Source organism: Pseudomonas sp. FW305-20 (assembly GCF_058788075.1).
Genome location: NZ_JBYTAJ010000011.1, coordinates 40,905 through 59,120, shown reverse-complemented (window position 1 = coordinate 59,120; position 18,216 = coordinate 40,905). Strand labels below are relative to the sequence as shown.

The window sequence follows — 18,216 nt, the reverse complement described above, 5'->3', positions numbered from 1 at the left end:
CGCCACAGATCAATGTGGGAGTGAGCCTGCTCGCGATGAGGCCCGCCCAGTCACCGCAGAATCAATGCCGTTTGATGAACCCGGTCAACGCCGCAATCGCTTCCGCCGAGCGCAGCCGTTGGGTGAACTGTGCGCTCTCTTCTTCTATGGCCTTGCGCAGTTGTTCGCGGTCCGCGGCTTTCATCAATTGCTTGCTGATGCGCACCGCTTCCGGCGGCAGCGACTCGAAACGCAACGCCACCTCTCGCGCCCTGGCCAACGCCGCTTCGCCACTGTCCAAGGCTTCGGTCGCTATCCCCCACTGTGCGGCTTGTTCACCGCTGAAGCTTTCACCCAACAGTAACAATTGCGCCGCTTTGGCCTGCCCGAGCAACCGCGGCAGGATCAGGCTGGAACCAAACTCCGGGCATAGCCCCAGATTCACGAACGGCATGCGCAGGCGCGCATCGCGGCTGACATACACCAGATCGCAATGCAGCAACATCGTCGTGCCAATGCCCACGGCTGCACCGGCCACGGCGGCAATCACCGGTTTGCGACATTCGAGCAGGTTGAGCATGAATTGAAACACCGGGCTGTCGAGGTTGCCCGGCGGTTGCTGGATGAAGTCGGCGATGTCGTTGCCGGCGGTAAAGCACTCGGCAGTCCCGGTGATCAGCACGGCATTGATTTCAGGGTCGGTATCCGCCAGTTTCAGCGCTTCGGCCAAGTGGCTGTACATGGCGCGGGTCAGGGCGTTTTTCTTGTCTGGGCGGTTGAAGCGCAGGGTCAGCAGGCCGCGCTCGCGTTCAAACTGGATGGCATCGCTCATGGTCGGTCTCGCGTCTGAAAAATCAGCGCTCAACCGCGCAGAACAAAGACGTCCGCCAGCAGTTGATTGCGCGGCAATCCCGCCAGGTACAAGCGCCGGGCAAAGGCGTCGACGCTGTCAGGGGCCCCGCAGAGTAAGGCCAGGGTTTGCCGTGAAACAAGCCGCAGTTGCGCCAAAGCCTCGGGCAACTCGGCCGCTGTCCACAGCTCAATGCTCAGGTTCGCGCGGCTGGCGGCCATGGCTTGCAGGGGTTTGGCCAGGTAATGCGCCTCGGCATCATGGGCCAGGTGAATGACGCGAATGGCACCTTGGTGATCTTGCCGTAACGCTTCTCGCAAGATGCCGAACAACGGGCCCAACCCCGTGCCGGCGGCCAGCAGCCAAAGTGGTCGGGCGTTCCAGTCCGGGTCGTAATGCAGCGCTCCGCCGCGCAGTTCGCCGAGGCGGAGCGCATCGCCGATTTTCAGCTGACGGGCCGCATCGCTGAATTCCCCCGACTGGCGACAATCGAGGTGGAACTCCAGAAAACGGTCTTCTTCCGGCAGGCTGGCCAATGAATACGGGCGCGCCACATTGCCTGCCCACAACACCAGATGCTGCCCGGCGCTGTAGCGCAACGGACGCTCGGGGATCAGGCGCAAACGCAACACGTTGGCGCTTAACCAATCGACAGCCGCCACTTCGGCCGGGCGGCCGTCCTGTAGCGGATCGAACGTGTGGACTTGCAAGTCCTCGACCACCTGGCACTGACACGCCAGGCGCCAACCTTGCTGTCGTTGCTCTGCGCTGAGGGCGTCGGGGCGGCTGTCGCTCGGCAGCCCTTGGACACATTGCACCAGACACGCATGGCAACTGCCGGCGCGACAACTGTAGGGCACCGACACGCCGTTCTGATTCAACGCATCGAGCAGGTTGCTGCCCGCCGCCACCGACCATTGGCGTTCGCCGACCCGTAACTCAGGCATCGACGTTCTCCCACGCGGCCGCGCAACGATTGCGGCCGTCACGCTTGGCGCGATAAAGCGCCTGATCGGCACGCTGCAAGGCTTCATCGAGATCGTCGCCCAGTTCGAGCAACGTCATGCCCGCCGACAAGCTGAGATGGGCGACGTCGAGTCCGATCAATTGCACATCGGTGAACGCAATGCGCAGCCGCTCGCAACAGGAGGTCAGGCGCTCGGCGTTGCAATCGGGCAACAGCACGACGAATTCTTCGCCACCGTAACGGGCCAGGACATCGCCATCGCGCAAGCAGGCGGTGGCCACGGCGGCAAAGGCTTGCAGCACCTGATCACCGGCGGCATGGCCGTGCACATCGTTGATCCGCTTGAAATGGTCGAGGTCGATCAGTGCCAGGCCATGCATGACATCGGCGTCCATGGCCTTCAGCTCACGGGAGGCCAGGCGCAGGAAATGCCGGCGATTGAACAGCCCTGTCAGCTCGTCGGTGGCCACCAGGTCTTCGAGCTGGCGCATCATCCCGCGCAGGGTGTCCTGATGCGCCTGCAAGGCAAATCGGCGCTGACGCATGCGTTGACGGGAGGCCTGGACGTGACGGGCATAAAGCTCCAGCCAGACCAGCACGATGAGCAGCACGCACACCTGCAACGCGGCCAGTGCCGGGTCAGGTAACTGAAAGTGGTAACCCTCCCACAGCGTGATCGCACTGAAACTGACGAACACCAACAGCGCGCACCGCAAGAAGGCAAAGCGTGAAAGATGGAACAAGCCGAACAGCAGAATCAGCACGTAGAACACCAGGAACGCGCCGCGTGCCTCGTCCAGATGGGCGATCAGCCAGGTTTGCCAACCCAGCCCCAGCAACACTTGCACTTCGGTCAGGCTGGGGTCGGAAAAACGCAGGTTGCAGCCGCTGTAAAACACCACGAACAACGCGGCCTGGCTGATGACGACCAGCGCACTGCCGATGGCCACGTTGGCCAGGGATTGCTCGTAATGGCCGGTGAAAAACGCCAGCCACAACAGCACCAAAGCCAGGGCGTAAGTGCCGGCTGCGAGGGCGAAGCGTTTGAGCAACAAGCGCTGGATGGCGTTATGGGTCAATCGTTGACTCACCGTGCGAAGGGAGGCTGCTTGAGTGTCCTACTCTACAGACCGAATGCCACTTTAGTTGCGTGCCTGATAAATGACCATTCAATTTTCAGGGCGAAAAACTGGCGTCAAAGGCATGACCCAAAGAAGTGATAATCCTGTGGCGAGGGATCTTGCTCCCTCGCCACAAAAGCAAAAAAACCGCACCTGCCTTTATGCGACCAACGATTGACTGTCGGCGGGTGTGCCCGGAACCGAGGCGCGCTATACTGCCGCGCCTTTTTAGCGTCGCGCCAGCAGCCCCGGCGTGCCTTGAAAGGTGCTTGCAACCGACCGATGCACCCAAGCTGCAAGCACCTTATTGAATGTTCCCGTCTTTTAGAGGAGCGCGACTCATGACCGTGATCAAGCAAGACGACCTGATTCAGAGCGTTGCCGACGCCCTGCAATTCATTTCCTACTACCACCCCGTTGACTTCATCCAGGCGATGCACGAAGCCTACCTGCGCGAAGAATCGCCAGCGGCCCGTGATTCCATGGCGCAAATCCTGATCAACTCGCGGATGTGCGCCACCGGCCACCGCCCGATCTGCCAGGACACCGGCATCGTTACCGTCTTCGTTCGCGTGGGCATGGACGTACGCTGGGATGGCGCCACCATGGGCCTGGACGACATGATCAACGAAGGCGTGCGCCGGGCTTACAACCTGCCGGAAAACGTCTTGCGTGCCTCGATCCTCGCCGACCCGGCGGGCGCTCGTAAAAACACCAAGGACAACACCCCGGCCGTTATCCACTACTCCATCGTTCCGGGTAACACCGTGGAAGTGGACGTGGCAGCCAAGGGCGGCGGTTCCGAGAACAAGTCGAAAATGGCCATGCTCAACCCGTCCGACTCGATCGTTGACTGGGTGCTGAAAACCGTTCCGGAAATGGGCGCCGGCTGGTGCCCACCGGGCATGCTCGGCATTGGCATCGGCGGCACCGCCGAGAAAGCCGCGGTGATGGCCAAGGAAGTGTTGATGGAATCCATCGACATTCACGAGCTGAAAAAGCGCGGCCCGTCCAACCGTATCGAAGAGATGCGCCTGGAACTGTTCGAGAAGGTCAACCAACTGGGCATCGGCGCCCAGGGTCTGGGTGGCCTGACCACCGTGCTCGACGTGAAGATCATGGATTACCCGACCCACGCCGCTTCGTTGCCGGTGTGCATGATCCCGAACTGCGCCGCCACCCGTCACGCGCACTTCGTGCTCGACGGTTCCGGCCCGGCCTCCCTGGAAGCGCCACCGCTGGACGCCTACCCGGAAATCGTCTGGGAAGCCGGCCCATCGGCCCGTCGCGTCAACCTCGACACCCTGACCCCGGAAGACGTGCAGAGCTGGAAGCCGGGCGAAACCGTCCTGCTCAACGGCAAGATGCTCACTGGTCGCGACGCGGCGCACAAGCGCATGGTCGAGATGCTGAACAAGGGTGAAACCCTGCCGGTGGACCTCAAGGGTCGCTTCATCTACTACGTCGGCCCGGTTGATCCGGTGCGCGAAGAAGTGGTTGGCCCTGCCGGCCCGACCACCGCGACGCGGATGGACAAGTTCACCCGTCAGATCCTCGAGCAAACCGGCCTATTGGGCATGATCGGCAAATCCGAGCGCGGCCCCACTGCGATCGAAGCGATCAAGGACCACAAAGCCGTTTACCTGATGGCAGTCGGCGGCGCGGCTTACCTGGTGGCGCAAGCCATCAAGAAATCCCGCGTGGTGGCTTTCGCCGAACTGGGCATGGAAGCGATCTACGAGTTCGACGTCAAGGACATGCCTGTGACTGTTGCGGTCGACAGCAAGGGCGAGTCGGTACACATCACCGGTCCTGCCATCTGGCAGAAAAAGATCAGTGAAAGCCTGGCGGTAGAAGTGCAGTAAACGCTTGAGCTTGCCCATACGGCCGGGTCGTCTTTCAGATGTCCCGGCCGTTTTTTTTGCGCCCCATTTTTACCATTCGCTATAACGCACAGCGTTTTTCAACATATTCGGTCTAGAAAACCCCGCCCCACCTGTCAGATGTGACAGGTCACACCTTCCCCTGATTTTGTTAGCGTCGCTCCATCACGCGACTCCGTTGCTATGGGAGAGCGCAAAGCCGATACAGGATCAGCCCCATGGAAGAGCAAGCGTCCCTGAGCATCACTGAACCCTCGATCGCCAAGAGCGCTTCCATTGCCACGATCGGCAAAAACTGGGGATCGGTCGGCGTAACGGGCAGTGCTTCATTCGAATTGCCGCTGCCCCTTTCAGCAGGGCGCGGTTTCGACCCCGCCATGGCGCTGGGCTATGACAGCCAGGGCGGTAACGGTCCGTTCGGCATTGGCTGGCGTTTGGGGACCAGTGCCATCACTCGCCAGACCAGCAAGGGTGTGCCCGATTACCTCGCCACCGACATCATGGTCGGCCCTGGCGGCGAGGAGTTGATGCCCGAGCTGGATGCCGAGGGCAAGCCAACGTCCAGAGAAGTAACCGAATATCGCGGCCTCTCCATTGGCAAGCACGACGTTGTGCGCTACTGGCCGCGGGTCGAGAGTTCGTTCGATCTGATCGAGCTGTGGCAACCGGAGGAAAAGCCGCCCTTCTGGCTGGTGCACGGGGCCGATGGCAGCCTGCATGTCTACGGTAAGACCGACGCTTCGCGGCGCGCCGAACCTATAGACACAACCAACCCTGTCGCGGCGCTGCGTATCGGTGTGTGGTTGCTGCTAGAAAGCATGAACCCTCATGGCGAACACATCTGTTTCGACTATAAGCCCGAGGATCAGGCTAACACCCCGGAGGACAAACACGACTATCGTGCCCAGCGTTACCTGCACCGGGTGTATTACGGCAATGCCAAGGCCAGCCAAGACCTGTATGCCTGGACAGTGGAAAACCCGGCGAGCCTGGATTGGCATTTCCACCTGCTGTTCGACTACGGCGAACGCACCCTCGACCTGGAAAAGAAGCCGATCTACGGCCCGCCGTTCGATGCTCCCGGCAATGGTCATGGTGAGTGGCAATTGCGCAGCGATCCCTTCCACAGCTACACCTACGGATTTGAACTAGGGACCCGCCGCCTGTGCCATCAGGTCTTGATGTTTCACCATTTCCCCGAGCACTTAGGTCCGAAACCTGTGCTGGTTCGGCGATTGTTGCTGGAATACCCTACGACTCACCGGACATATAACCAACTGAAAAAAGCGCACTATCAGTCATACGACGCCAGCGGCGCCGTGGAAAACATGCCGCCGGTGGTTTTCGACTATTCAGAGTTCGAACTCAACAAGCAGTCGAGTCCGTTTTTCCCGTTCGAAAACATGCCCGGCATCGAGGACGGCGCGCTTCATCAATGCGTTGATCTGTTCGGTGAAGGTGTGCCGGGGTTTCTCTGCCGTTACGACCAGAGCTGGTATTACCGCGAACCCTTGCGCGCGCTGACAGGTGCCGATGACATCCACTACGGTCCCTGGACAGAACTGTCGCGAATTCCCGTAGCCGATCGCAATCAACCGACCTATCAGGCGTTGACCGACCTGACCGGCGACGGCCGGCTGGACTGGATCCTCGCGTCCCCCGGCATGAGCGGTTTCCACACCCTTAACCCCGATCGCAGCTGGTCAGGGTTCATTCCCTTTACAGCATTCCCGGTAGAGTTTTTCCAAACGCTTACACAGTCTGGCGACTTGATGGGCGACGGGCTCAGCTCGATGGCACTGATCGGCCCGCGCAGCGTGCGCCTGTACGCCAATCGGCGTGAGGAAGGTTTCGCGCCGGGCCAGGACGTCGAGCACACACCGGACACCGATCGCCTGCCGCTGTTCAGCAACGCTCGCAGCGAACTGGTGTTGCTCGGCAATTTACTGGGCAGCGACATGACCGAGCTGTGCCGCATCCGCCACGACGAAATCAAATGCTGGCCGAACCTTGGTCACGGTCGGTTCGGCAAAGGCTTCGTCATGAGTGCCCTACCCTTCGACTACGCGACATTCGACGCGGCGCGGGTGCGGATTGCCGACCTGGACGGCTCCGGTGCACCGGCACTGATTTATCTGAAGTCCGATTGTTTCGAGATCTATTTCAATCACGGCGGCAATGGTCTGGAGCAAATCCCCGTAACGGTGCCGTGGCCCGAAGAAATCCGCTACGACAACCTGTGCCAGGTCACCCTCGCCGACTTGCAGGGTTTGGGGTGCGCGAGCCTGATCTTGACCGTGCCGCACATGAAACCACGGCACTGGCGCTACGATTTCGTCAGCGCCAAACCGTACATGCTGGTCGCCAGCAACAACAACATGGGCTGCAGCACCCAGGTGGTGTATCGCAGTTCGGCGCAGGAATGGCTGGATGAAAAGAATCGGATACTCAAGTTCAAACGTCTGCCGATTTCCTACTTGCCGTTCCCGGTGCCCGTGGTCAAGCAACAAAGCCAGCTCGATGAAATCACCGGCAACTGCCTGAACCAGTTTTTCCAGTACTTGCAGGGTTACTACGATGGCCAGAACCGCGAGTTTCGCGGCTTTGGCTTGCTGCGCCAGACCGACAGCGAAACGGCCACACGGGCAGACGACACCGGTTTTACCGCCCCGGCGCTGGTCTGCACCTGGTTCCACACCGGACGGCAAATCGACCTGCCACGCGATGGCTATTTCAACCGTGACTCCGAAGCCTGTGATTTGAAACCCACGCTGTTCTGCCAGTACCACCACAACGACGCTTTCGATGAGCCGATCCCGCCGCCCGACGAAGCCACCGCCCACGAAATCGCCAACGCCCTCGCCGGTTCGGTGTTGCGCGTGGAGACCTACGCCGCCGACGATGACCTGGCCACGGCGGTGCCGTTCGCGGTGGAGGAAAGCCGTTACAAGGTTCGCGAACAGCGCAAAAAGGCAGACCATGACGCGCACCCGGTCATGCTGCCCTTGCAACTGGAAACGATCAGTTACCAGTACGAACGCTTCGTGAATGACCCGCTGTGCCGACATGAAATCACCTTGAGCCACGACGAGTTCGGGCTGCCTGTGCATGCCATCACGGTTAGCTATGCACGACGCAGGACCGAGCAGGATGAACCGCCCTTTGACGATGTCGATGAACAGAAATGGTGGCTTGATGCCCATGACCCGGCGCAACAGTCCTATTACCTGAACGAAACCCGCGCCAAGTTCATTCATTTGCAGAAGTTGGAGGACTGGCAAGGCTGGCAAGGCTGGCGACTGGGTCTGCCCTATCTGCAACGGGGCAATGCGTTGGTACTGCCCAAGAAGCCAGCCGCCGGGGGACTCGCTCCCGCAGACATTTCTTATGAGGGCTTGCTCGAACTGTACGCCTCGCCCGAATGGGTCGCTCAGCGGCTACTGACCACGCAGTCGGTCTATCGCTACTTCAAGACTGACGGCCGGGCACTGCTAGCCGACGGCGAGGCGGATTTCGAGGCGCTGCGGGCGCCGATGGAAATTGCCCAACTGGACAAGACCGCACTGCAAGCCTATGACACGGTGCCGTCGCTTGATATTCGGGTCGAACTGGAAAGAATCGGTTACTCGGCCATGCCTCTGGTGCTGGGGGTAGACCCAGAGGCAGACCAGGAAGAGGACGAGGAGAGAAACCTATGGTCGTCGCGGTACGGTTTTGCCAAATACGGCAAGCTCGATAGCTTTTACAAAGTGATGGAGTACAACGAACCCCCCAGCTACGGCATCACGAAAGCCCAATACGACGCCTACTGTCTGCTGCCGAAAAGCATCACCCAGCCGGACTTGTGCGAAGCCCGTTTCGAATATGACTACCACGCGCTGCAACTCATGCGCCGCTTCGATGCCAATGACAATGTCGAGGAAGCCCTTTACGAGCCGTCCGGACAACCCCTTGCCATCAGTTTTTATGGCACTGAAGGCGGCGAAAAAGTTGGTTTTCGCCCCCTCGACGAACACGAACGTCCCATTGACCATCGTCCAGACCCGGCCATCGAAGATCCCAAAGGCGCCCTGCAAAAAGCAGCCAGCGTATTGCGCAAGGACCTGTTCAGCTGGATGGGCGAACTCCCCCCGTCCGTCAGCCAGACACCTGACTGGCTGGCCGCCTGGATCGCCCAGGGTTACGTGCTACCCAGCCTGCACATTTGTGCCAGCGCCCGCCGTCGCCTGTCCCGGCTCAAGTCCCTGACCGCGCCTGAACAAGCGCTGCTCGACCTGATCCGCACGGTGCCCCGCGAACCGGTGCACAGCGTCGTCCTCACCGCCGACCGCTATTGGGATGATGAGCTGCAACAAATCCAGATCGTCAAAGTCTTTGTGGACGGTTTCGGCCGGACACTGCAGACCAAACAGTTGGTCGAACCGGGGCTGGCGTTTGTGGTGGTCAACGGTGAGCTGGTGATTGAAGACGGCAAACCCAAGGTCGCGCACGCCGATCCGCGCTGGCGCGTTAGCGAACGTGTGGAATACAACAACAAGGGGTTAGCCGTTCGGGCATTTCGCCCTTATTTCGCCGATGGACATTGCTATATCAATGACCATTCCTTCCGGGAGTTCGGCCATCACGATCAGAACTTTTACGACGTGCTGGGTCGCCTGTACAAAGTCATCAACGCCAAAGGAGATGTCGCGTTCGAAATTATCCATCCCTGGTACACCACCAGCCTGGATTTCAACGACACCTACGTTGCGCCGCCGGAAGGAGAACTGAAGGCAGGCAAGCCATGACGACCTCGGTTGATTGGCGCACTCCGAACCTGACGGTCATCGATAGTCGGGGCTTGCCGATTCGCCAGGTCGCGTACTTGCGCAAGGTCGCTGCCGGCCCCGTGGAACCAATGATCGGCCGCCAGCGCTACGACGTTGCCGGGCGACTGCTGGAGCAATGGGACCCGCGACTGTTCGGTATCGTCCCCAACATGAGCAGTGTCTACGGTCTCTCCGGCGAACCGCTGAAAGTCGAATCCGTTGATGCTGGTTGGCGTTTGAGCCTGCCGGGGCTGGCGGGGGAAGAGCTCCAGCGCTGGGACCAACGCGGCAATCATTGGCGCACCACCTACGACCGTCAGTTGCGGCCGATTGCCGTCGAGGAAAATGGCCAGCCGAACGTCGAAACCTTCTATGCCGATGACTCCGCCGATCCCGCATTTAACCTGCGCGGCCAATTGACCGGGCAACTCGACCGCTCCGGCACCTTGAGTTTCGACAGCTATAGCCTGCTCGGACACCCCCTGCGCGAAACCCGAACCCTGGCCGAGGACCAGCCCTACGTCAGCAGTCGCACCTTCAGCCCACTGGGCACGGTGCTGAGCCAGACCGATGCCGGTGAGCATCAGCAACAGTCGCGCTACGACATCGCCGGGCAGCTCAAGCAGGTTGAACTGCGGATCAAAGACAGCCCGAACTGGCAGCCGGTTCTGCAAGACGCGCAGTACAACGCCGCCGGCCAGATCATCGAACAACGCGCCGGCAACGAGGTGCTCAGCACCTGGACCTACGACCCGGCCGATGGGCGCCTGTCCACGCAACGGGCACAAAAAAAAGCCGAGCAGGCGCTGCAAGACCTGGAATATTTCTATGATCGTGTCGGCAACATCACCCGCCTTGAAGACCATACCTTCCAGCCGATCCATTTCGCCAACCAGCTGGTCGACGGCCACCGCGATTTCACCTATGACTCGCTGTACCGCCTGACCCGCGCCAGCGGTTACGACGATGCGCCGCCGTCGGATGTTCCGGGGCGGCCCCTGCCTGGGGATCCGAACAATCGGCTTAACTACACGCAACACTACGAGTACGACGCCGGTAACAACCTGATCGAACTGCGGCACGTGCGGGCGGGTGCCTCACATACCCGCGCGATGTTCATCGACCCTGCCAGCAACCGCGGCGTGCGCTGGAAAGAGGGAGATCCTGTCCCAGTTTTCCCCGCGTTGTTCGATGTTCATGGCAACCTCCAGCACTTGCAGCCGGGCAAGACCTTGACGTGGAACACCCTGGACCAACTGGCATCGGTGACGCTGGTCAAACGCGACAACGGCGCCAATGACCAGGAGTTCTACCGCTACAGCCAGGGCGTGCGCGTGTTCAAACGCCATGAAACCCACACACCTTCGCTGACTCACTTCCAGGAAGTGATCTACCTGCCGGGCCTGGAAATCCGCACCCGTGACAACGGCGAAGAACTGCACGTGATCACCCTGCCCGGTGGGCACGGCAGCGTGCGTTGCCTGCACTGGGTCAGCGGCCAACCCGCGAACATCGCCGCCGATCAAGTGCGCTACAGCGTCGATGACCATCTGGGTTCCTCCACGCTGGAGCTCGATCAAAATGCACAGGTGATCAGCCAGGAAGGTTATTACCCGTTCGGCGCCACGGCCTGGTACGCGCGGGGCAGCGAGGTGGACGCCGACTACAAAACCATCCGCTATTCGGGCAAGGAAATGGATGACAGCGGGCTGTATTACTACGGCGCGCGCTATTACGCGCCGTGGTTGCAGCGTTGGGTGAGTGCTGACCCGGCGGGGGATGTGGATGGGCTGAATTTGTATGCGATGGTAGGGAATAATCCTTTGACGTATTGCGATCATGAAGGTGGCTTCAAGTTGGCGTTCGGTATCGCGGCGAAATTCAAAGCTGCAAATGCCTTCGGTGACCCAAGCAGGAGATTTGACTTGCAAATTTACAAACACCTGGAACTGCTGGATGCAGTCTCCAAGGGCGCACGTGATGTCGAGCAGCAAATCCTCAATCACCGATCACCCGAAGAACATGCTGTGTCCAGTGGCAAGCGAACAGGGTACTTTCTGGCCGAACGCGTTGCCTCTCACCTTACCGGTGTAGGTATTGGTGCTGCGATAGGGAGCATCGGGGGGCCCTTAGGTATGGTTGCAGGGGGAGTAGTAGGAGGGCTGGCAGGGCCAGCAGGCTCTAAAGCCATCGGAAAGGCTATGGAATCCATCGGAAAAAAAACCGCCTTAAACACCTCGGTAAGCCTGGAGCCGGGCCGGCTGAACCATAGTGAGGTGATGGCCGATATCAACTCGGACTTCTCGAATTATGACATCCGCGACTCATGGGCCAAACTCAAGACAACAAGCGGACAAGTAAAGGTGGCCGAAAAAGCGACGTCATTGGGGCTGGGTTTAATCCCAGTCGTGGGGACGTCTCTAAAAATCGGGTTAAAAGCCATACCCATCATTCTCGAAGTGAATGCAGCAGGAACAGATCTCACTGAAGACGAGGTCACAACGCAGGATAACGACATCACCAACATGATCGGCGCGTTGGAACGGGGGAAACGCCGGCTGGTGGCCAGGTTTGATGAGTTCAACAGGACCGAAGTTGGCGGTTATACGCAACAACGAATCGCAGAGAAAACCGACAAGAGGATCAAAGTGTTGAATGATCTACGGTCCGTGCTTCATTCAAACTCCAGGAAGTTCACAGCGGTATAGCTCAACCAAGCACAAGCCCTGAAACAAGTTCAGGGCCACATGCTATCGTGCCCGCCCGAATACCTATATTTGCCAAAAGCATGCTTGTAACCTCTCGCGCCTTGAGACTGATGCTCTACATCTTGCTGATCATCGCGGGCGCCATCTTTGCCGCCGGGCTTGCCGTGCGCCACACCGAACGCCAGGCGCTGGTCGAAGACGCCGCCCGCGCCAATCAGCAATTGGCGCTCTACGCCAATTCCCTGCACACCCTGATCGACCGCTACCGCGCCCTGCCGGCCGTGCTCGCGCTGGACCCGGAGTTACGCGCCGCGCTCAAGGGTTCGGTGTCCGCTGAACAGCAGGACGCACTGAACCGCAAACTGGAAAAGATCAACGGCGCGGCGCAATCCTCGACCCTGGAATTGCTGGACCGCACCGGTCTGGCGGTGGCCGCGAGTAATTGGCGTTTGCCCAGCAGTTACGTCGGTCACAACTATGGCTTTCGCCCCTATTTCAGCCAAACACGCACCCAGGGCACCGGGCGCTTTTACGCGGTGGGCGTGACCAGCGGGATTCCCGGTTACTTCCTGTCCAGCGCGGTCACAGGTGACGACGGCCAGTTCCTCGGTGCAATGGTGGTGAAACTCGAATTTCCGGAACTGGAGCGCGAGTGGCGTCAGGGCAGCGACACGCTGCTGGTCAGCGATGCACGCGGGATTGTTTTTATCGCCAACCAGCCGGGCTGGCGCTATCGCCTGTTGAAACCGCTGAATGACAGCGATCACGCCGAACTCAAGGCCACCCGTCAATACGACAAACAACCGCTGACACCGCTCGAATATCAATCGGTGCGGCGCTTCGATGACAACAGTGACCTGACGCGGGTCGTGGGGCCTGGCGGGACGGCGAATTACCTGTGGGAATCGCTGCCGCTGAGCACCGAAGGCTGGACCTTGCACCTGCTGCGTCGCCCGCAAATCGCGTTCGAAGACAGGCGCAACGCCGGGCTCGCCGCCGCCGGGTTGTGGCTGGCCGTGGTGTTTCTGTTGCTGTTCCTCAATCAGCGCTGGCGTCTGGCCAAGCTGCGCCAGCGCAGTCGTGAAGAGCTCGAACAACTGGTGGAAGAACGCACCCGCGACCTGCGCACCGCCCAAGACGGTCTGGTGCAGTCGGCCAAACTCGCCGCTCTCGGCCAGATGTCTGCCGCGCTGGCTCATGAAATCAACCAGCCGCTGACCGCCCAGCGCATGCAGCTTGCCACGCTGAGGCTGCTGCTCGATCACGGTCGGGTCGACGACGCTTACAAGGCGCTCAAACCGGTGGATGACATGCTGACGCGCATTGCGGCCCTCACCGGCCATCTGAAAACCTTCGCCCGCAAAAGCCCCAGCGGGCTGCGTGAGCGCCTGGATTTGGCGGCGGTGGTGGATCAATCCTTGCAATTGCTGGATGCGCGCCTGCGTGACGAACACATCAGCACCGTGCTGCATCTGACGCGTCCGGCCTGGGTGCGTGGCGATGCGATTCGCCTGGAACAAGTGCTGATCAATTTGCTGCGCAACGCCCTGGACGCCATGCAGGACAAACCGTGCAAACGCCTGGAAATCCGTCTCGAAGCCGACGAACAACTCTGGCGCCTGACAGTTTCTGACAATGGTGGTGGCATTGCCGAAGAGCACTTGGCCAACGTGTTCGATCCGTTCTTCACCACCAAACCGGTGGGTGATGGCCTGGGCCTCGGGCTGGCCGTATCCTTTGCCATCGTTCACGAATCGGGCGGACGCCTGAGCGCCGACAATCATGCCAACGGCGCGGTGTTCACCGTGACCTTGCCCATCGACCTGGAGGCCCCTGGCTCATGCTGAATTCCGTGATGGTGGTCGACGACGAAAGCAGCATTCGCAGTGCCGTCGAACAATGGCTGAGCCTGTCGGGGTTCGAGGTGCAGTTGTTCAGCCGCGCCGATGAGTGCCTGGCGCAGCTGCCCAAGCATTTCCCCGGGGTGATCCTCAGCGATGTGCGCATGCCTGGCATGACCGGCCTGGAACTGCTGGCCGAGGTTCAGCGCCGCGATGCCGACTTGCCGGTGATTCTGCTGACCGGTCACGGCGATGTGCCGATGGCGGTCGAAGCGATGCGCGATGGCGCCTACGACTTCCTGGAAAAACCCTTCAGCCCCGAAACCCTGCTCGGCAGTCTGCGCCGCGCACTGGACAAGCGGCGGCTGGTGCTGGAAAACCGCGCCCTGCATGAGCAGGCGGACAACCGCGCCAAACTCGATGCGACGTTGCTGGGCGTGTCCCGTGGGTTGCAGACGCTGCGTCGGCAAGTGCTGGACCTGGCGTCGCTGCCGGTCAATGTGTTGATTCGCGGTGAAACCGGCAGCGGCAAGGAATTGGTTGCCCGGTGCCTGCACGACTTCGGTCCGCGTGCCGACAAACCGTTTGTGGCGCTGAATTGCGCAGCAATTCCCGAGCAGTTGTTCGAGGCCGAGCTGTTCGGTCACGAGAGCGGCGCGTTCACCGGCGCCTCGGGCAAACGCATCGGCAAGCTCGAATACGCCGATGGCGGCACGCTGTTTCTCGATGAAATCGAAAGCATGCCGCTGGCCCAGCAGGTGAAATTGCTGCGGGTGTTGCAGGAGCAGAAGCTGGAGCGGTTGGGCTCGAACCAGAGCATCCGCGTGGATTTGCGGATCATCGCCGCAACCAAACCCGACTTGCTCGACGAAGCCCGGGCCGGACGTTTTCGTGAGGACCTGGCCTATCGGTTGAACGTGGCCGAGTTGCGGCTGCCACCGTTGCGCGAGCGGCGTGAAGACATTCCGTTGTTGTTCGAGTCGTTCGCGCAAAATGCCGCCGAACGGTTGGGACGCACGTTTCCACCGCTGAGCGGCCCGCAGTTGAGCCACCTGCTGAGCCACGACTGGCCGGGCAATGTGCGCGAATTGGCGAACGTCGCTGAGCGACAAGTGTTGGGCCTGGGCGAGCCGGAACCGGCGGGGATCGACCCCGGCCAGTCACTGGCGGCGCAGCAGGAAGCGTTTGAAGCGCATTGCTTGCGCGCGGCGTTGACCCGGCACAAGGGGGATGTGAAAGCGGTGCTTGAAGAACTGCAACTGCCGCGCCGGACGTTCAATGAAAAGATGCAGCGCCATGGCCTGACCCGGGAGATGTTCCTGCACGACTGATCGTTCCCACGCTCCGCGTGGGAATGCAGCCCGGGACGCTCCGCGTCCCATCTAGAGCCGAACGCGGAGCGTCCGTTGAGGCATTCCCACGCAGAGCGTGGGAACGATCAGATTCGGCGTAAATCCGCTTGTCACCCAACGCTCCATAAGCGGATTTCCGCTCACTCAAGCTGCAAACCCCCTCTAAACCGGCCCTCCTCCCCTTGGCACATCTCCTGCTATAGCCCCAGCAGGCTGCGTTTCAACGCGCTCCACAAAAACAATTAAACGAGGATCCTTCAATGGATAACTCCAACACCCTGCCCCTTGGTTCGGCTGCCCTGCCGGCCAAAGAAAGAACCACTGCCAGTCGCATCAAATCGATCTTCAGCGGCTCTGTCGGCAACATGGTCGAGTGGTACGACTGGTATGTCTACGCCGCTTTCTCCCTGTACTTTGCCAAGGCTTTTTTCCCCAAAGGCGACACCACCGCGCAACTGCTGAACACCGCCGCGATCTTCGCCGTGGGCTTCCTGATGCGCCCGATCGGTGGCTGGTTGATGGGCCTCTACGCCGACAAGGCCGGTCGCAAGAAAGCACTGATGGCTTCGGTGTATCTGATGTGTTTCGGCTCGCTGCTGATCGCCCTGAGCCCTGGGTATGAAACCATTGGCATTGGCGCACCGATCCTGCTGATTTTCGCTCGCCTGCTGCAAGGCCTGTCGGTCGGTGGCGAGTACGGCACCTCGGCGACGTACCTCAGCGAGATGGCCACCAAGGATCGTCGCGGCTTCTACTCCAGCTTCCAGTACGTGACCCTGATCTCCGGCCAGCTCATCGCGTTGGCAGTGCTGATCGTGCTGCAACAGACCCTGACCACTGAAGAATTGTACGCCTGGGGCTGGCGCATCCCGTTCGCCATCGGCGCGCTGTGTGCCGTGGTCGCGCTGTACCTGCGTCGTGGCATGGAAGAAACCGAGTCGTTCACCAAGAAAGAGAAGGCCAAGGAAAGCGCGATGCGCACCTTGATGCGCCATCCGAAGGAACTGATGACCGTGGTCGGCCTGACCATGGGCGGCACCCTGGCGTTCTACACCTACACCACGTACATGCAGAAATACCTGGTGAACACCGTCGGCATGAGCATCTCCGACTCCACCACTATTTCGGCTGCCACGCTGTTCCTGTTCATGTGCCTGCAACCACTCGTTGGCGGACTCTCGGATAAAGTCGGTCGCCGGCCAATCCTGATTGCCTTCGGTATCCTCGGGACGCTGTTCACCGTGCCGATCCTGACCACCCTGCACACCGTGCAAACCTGGTGGGGCGCGTTCTTCCTGATCATGGCGGCGCTGATCATCGTCAGCGGCTACACCTCGATCAACGCGGTGGTCAAAGCCGAACTGTTCCCGACCGAAATCCGCGCGCTGGGCGTCGGCCTGCCGTACGCGCTGACCGTGTCGATCTTCGGCGGCACCGCTGAATACATCGCACTGTGGTTCAAGAGCATTGGCATGGAAACCGGTTACTACTGGTATGTCACGGCGTGCATCGCGGTGTCGTTGCTGGTGTACATCACCATGAAAGACACCCGCAAACACTCGCGGATCGAGACGGACTGATCCCGCCCGCGCAATAAAAAACAGGGGCAGACCTTAACGGGTCTGCCCCTATTTATTTGCCTCAACCCAAACCCTGTGGGAGTGAGCCTGCTCCGGGCGGCGTTCCGACGATTGCGGTGTGTCAGACAACAAATTGGTTGCCTGACACACCGCTATCGCGAGCAGGCTCACTCCCACATTATTAGGATCTCATCGCTGGAAATTATCCGTTCGTCCCAGCACTATGGCGCGATCTGCGAATAAGCCTCAGGAAAGCCTTCCATGCCCGACGACATCCACTACTACGAACCCGCCAACGGCCACGGCCTGCCGCATGATCCGTTCAATGCCATCGTCGGCCCGCGTCCCATTGGCTGGATTTCCTCCCAGGATACCGATGGCCACCTGAACCTGGCGCCTTACAGTTTCTTCAACGCCTTCAACTACATTCCGCCGATCATTGGTTTTTCCAGTGTCGGGCGCAAAGACAGCCTGAACAACATCGAGCGCACCGGTGAGTTCGCCTGGAACCTGGCGACCCGTCCGCTGGCCGAGCAGATGAACCAGAGCTGCGCCATGGTCGGGCCTGAGGTCAACGAGTTCGAGCTGTCCGGACTGACCCCGGCAGCGTCGAAAATCATCCAGGTGCCGCGCGTCGCCGAAAGCCCGGTGTCCTTCGAATGCAAGGTCACGCAGATCATTCAGTTGCAGCGGGCCGATGGCAACGTGGTGCCGAGCTGGCTGATTCTCGGCGAAGTGGTCGCCGTGCATATCGCCAAGTGGCTGTTGAAGGATGGGGTGTACGACACCGCCGCGGCAGAACCGATTCTGCGCGGCGGCGGGCCAGCGGATTATTTCCAGCTGGGGCCTGAGGCATTGTTCAAGATGTATCGCCCGGGGGCGGTCAAGTAGTTACCAGATCAGGTCGCCGTCTTCGCTGACATCTTTGAGGTGGGTCAGTTGCAGCGCGGCGGCTTCATCGGCCTCGCGGGCCGTTTTGAAGGTCTGCTCTTCGAGTAGCTTGTGAAAGCGCGGTGCACCCGAACCACCGATGGCCTTGGTGGCAATCGCGGCGTTATAACCGCCTTCACGGGGTACTACGGCCGATACGGCTTCGAAGGTTTCAAAGGCTTTGCGTGCCATTTCGC

The 18,216-nt window shown here is 60.3% G+C and carries 11 protein-coding genes; 7 read left to right on the top strand and 4 right to left on the bottom strand.

The genetic code is table 11. The features are described 5' to 3' along the window. Nucleotides 1-61: 61 nt before the first annotated feature. The 3 genes from AC3WP4_RS12025 to AC3WP4_RS12015 are packed head-to-tail and all read right to left on the bottom strand — an operon-like array spanning nt 62 to nt 2,875. Nucleotides 62-811 carry an enoyl-CoA hydratase-related protein gene (locus AC3WP4_RS12025; RefSeq protein ID WP_102615360.1) on the bottom strand — a complete coding sequence of 250 codons (750 nt, stop codon included), beginning with the start codon at nt 809-811 and terminating at the stop codon, nt 62-64. A gap of 29 nt (nt 812-840) precedes the next feature. Further along, nucleotides 841-1,776: an iron-sulfur-binding ferredoxin reductase gene (locus tag AC3WP4_RS12020; RefSeq protein WP_102615359.1), complete on the bottom strand. Its 936-nt coding sequence runs from the start codon at nt 1,774-1,776 to the stop codon at nt 841-843. Further along, nucleotides 1,769-2,875, bottom strand: a complete 1,107-nt coding sequence (locus AC3WP4_RS12015) for a GGDEF domain-containing protein (protein ID WP_102615358.1) — start codon at nt 2,873-2,875, stop codon at nt 1,769-1,771. Before AC3WP4_RS12015 ends, AC3WP4_RS12020 begins: the two co-directional genes overlap by 8 nt. A 383-nt stretch (nt 2,876-3,258) precedes the next feature. Here AC3WP4_RS12015 and AC3WP4_RS12010 point away from each other — a divergent pair, with 383 nt between their 5' ends. The 7 genes from AC3WP4_RS12010 to AC3WP4_RS11980 all read left to right on the top strand — a co-directional run bounded on the left by AC3WP4_RS12010 (nt 3,259) and on the right by AC3WP4_RS11980 (nt 17,980). Then, nucleotides 3,259-4,782 (top strand): fumarate hydratase, encoded by a 1,524-nt coding sequence (locus AC3WP4_RS12010; RefSeq protein WP_008156025.1) that lies wholly within the window; start codon nt 3,259-3,261, stop codon nt 4,780-4,782. A 236-nt stretch (nt 4,783-5,018) separates the two neighbouring features. Beyond that, the gene (locus AC3WP4_RS12005; RefSeq protein WP_102615357.1) at nt 5,019-9,587 is read left to right on the top strand and encodes a SpvB/TcaC N-terminal domain-containing protein; all 4,569 of its coding nucleotides are present in this window, start codon (nt 5,019-5,021) and stop codon (nt 9,585-9,587) included. After that, nucleotides 9,584-12,316 (top strand): RHS repeat domain-containing protein, encoded by a 2,733-nt coding sequence (locus AC3WP4_RS12000; RefSeq protein ID WP_102615356.1) that lies wholly within the window; start codon nt 9,584-9,586, stop codon nt 12,314-12,316. The genes AC3WP4_RS12005 and AC3WP4_RS12000 overlap by 4 nt, the downstream gene beginning before the upstream one ends. 80 nt (nt 12,317-12,396) lie before the next feature. Next, the gene (locus AC3WP4_RS11995; protein WP_102615355.1) at nt 12,397-14,163 is read left to right on the top strand and encodes a sensor histidine kinase; all 1,767 of its coding nucleotides are present in this window, start codon (nt 12,397-12,399) and stop codon (nt 14,161-14,163) included. Further along, entirely contained in the window at nt 14,157-15,488 is a 1,332-nt protein-coding gene (locus AC3WP4_RS11990; RefSeq protein WP_074879590.1) for a sigma-54-dependent transcriptional regulator, read from the top strand. Before AC3WP4_RS11995 ends, AC3WP4_RS11990 begins: the two co-directional genes overlap by 7 nt. 281 nt (nt 15,489-15,769) lie before the next feature. Next, on the top strand, nt 15,770-17,089 hold the full coding sequence (locus AC3WP4_RS11985; RefSeq protein ID WP_074879592.1) for an MFS transporter: 1,320 nt from the start codon (nt 15,770-15,772) through the stop codon (nt 17,087-17,089). Nucleotides 17,090-17,350: 261 nt separating this feature from the next. After that, the gene (locus AC3WP4_RS11980) at nt 17,351-17,980 is read left to right on the top strand and encodes a flavin reductase family protein (RefSeq protein ID WP_102615354.1); all 630 of its coding nucleotides are present in this window, start codon (nt 17,351-17,353) and stop codon (nt 17,978-17,980) included. Here AC3WP4_RS11980 and AC3WP4_RS11975 read toward each other — a convergent pair whose 3' ends face one another. Next, a complete protein-coding gene (locus AC3WP4_RS11975; protein WP_033057544.1) occupies nt 17,981-18,211 on the bottom strand; it encodes a hypothetical protein in 231 nt (76 codons plus the stop codon). Nucleotides 18,212-18,216 lie beyond the last annotated feature (5 nt).

Coding starts and splice junctions, on each gene's coding strand:
- AC3WP4_RS12025 (WP_102615360.1), bottom strand. CDS start 811: ATGAGCGATGCCATCCAGTTTGAACGCGAGCGCGGCCTGCTGACCCTG.
- AC3WP4_RS12020 (WP_102615359.1), bottom strand. CDS start 1,776: ATGCCTGAGTTACGGGTCGGCGAACGCCAATGGTCGGTGGCGGCGGGC.
- AC3WP4_RS12010 (WP_008156025.1), top strand. CDS start 3,259: ATGACCGTGATCAAGCAAGACGACCTGATTCAGAGCGTTGCCGACGCC.
- AC3WP4_RS12005 (WP_102615357.1), top strand. CDS start 5,019: ATGGAAGAGCAAGCGTCCCTGAGCATCACTGAACCCTCGATCGCCAAG.
- AC3WP4_RS12000 (WP_102615356.1), top strand. CDS start 9,584: ATGACGACCTCGGTTGATTGGCGCACTCCGAACCTGACGGTCATCGAT.
- AC3WP4_RS11995 (WP_102615355.1), top strand. CDS start 12,397: ATGCTTGTAACCTCTCGCGCCTTGAGACTGATGCTCTACATCTTGCTG.
- AC3WP4_RS11990 (WP_074879590.1), top strand. CDS start 14,157: ATGCTGAATTCCGTGATGGTGGTCGACGACGAAAGCAGCATTCGCAGT.
- AC3WP4_RS11985 (WP_074879592.1), top strand. CDS start 15,770: ATGGATAACTCCAACACCCTGCCCCTTGGTTCGGCTGCCCTGCCGGCC.
- AC3WP4_RS11980 (WP_102615354.1), top strand. CDS start 17,351: ATGCCCGACGACATCCACTACTACGAACCCGCCAACGGCCACGGCCTG.
- AC3WP4_RS11975 (WP_033057544.1), bottom strand. CDS start 18,211: ATGGCACGCAAAGCCTTTGAAACCTTCGAAGCCGTATCGGCCGTAGTA.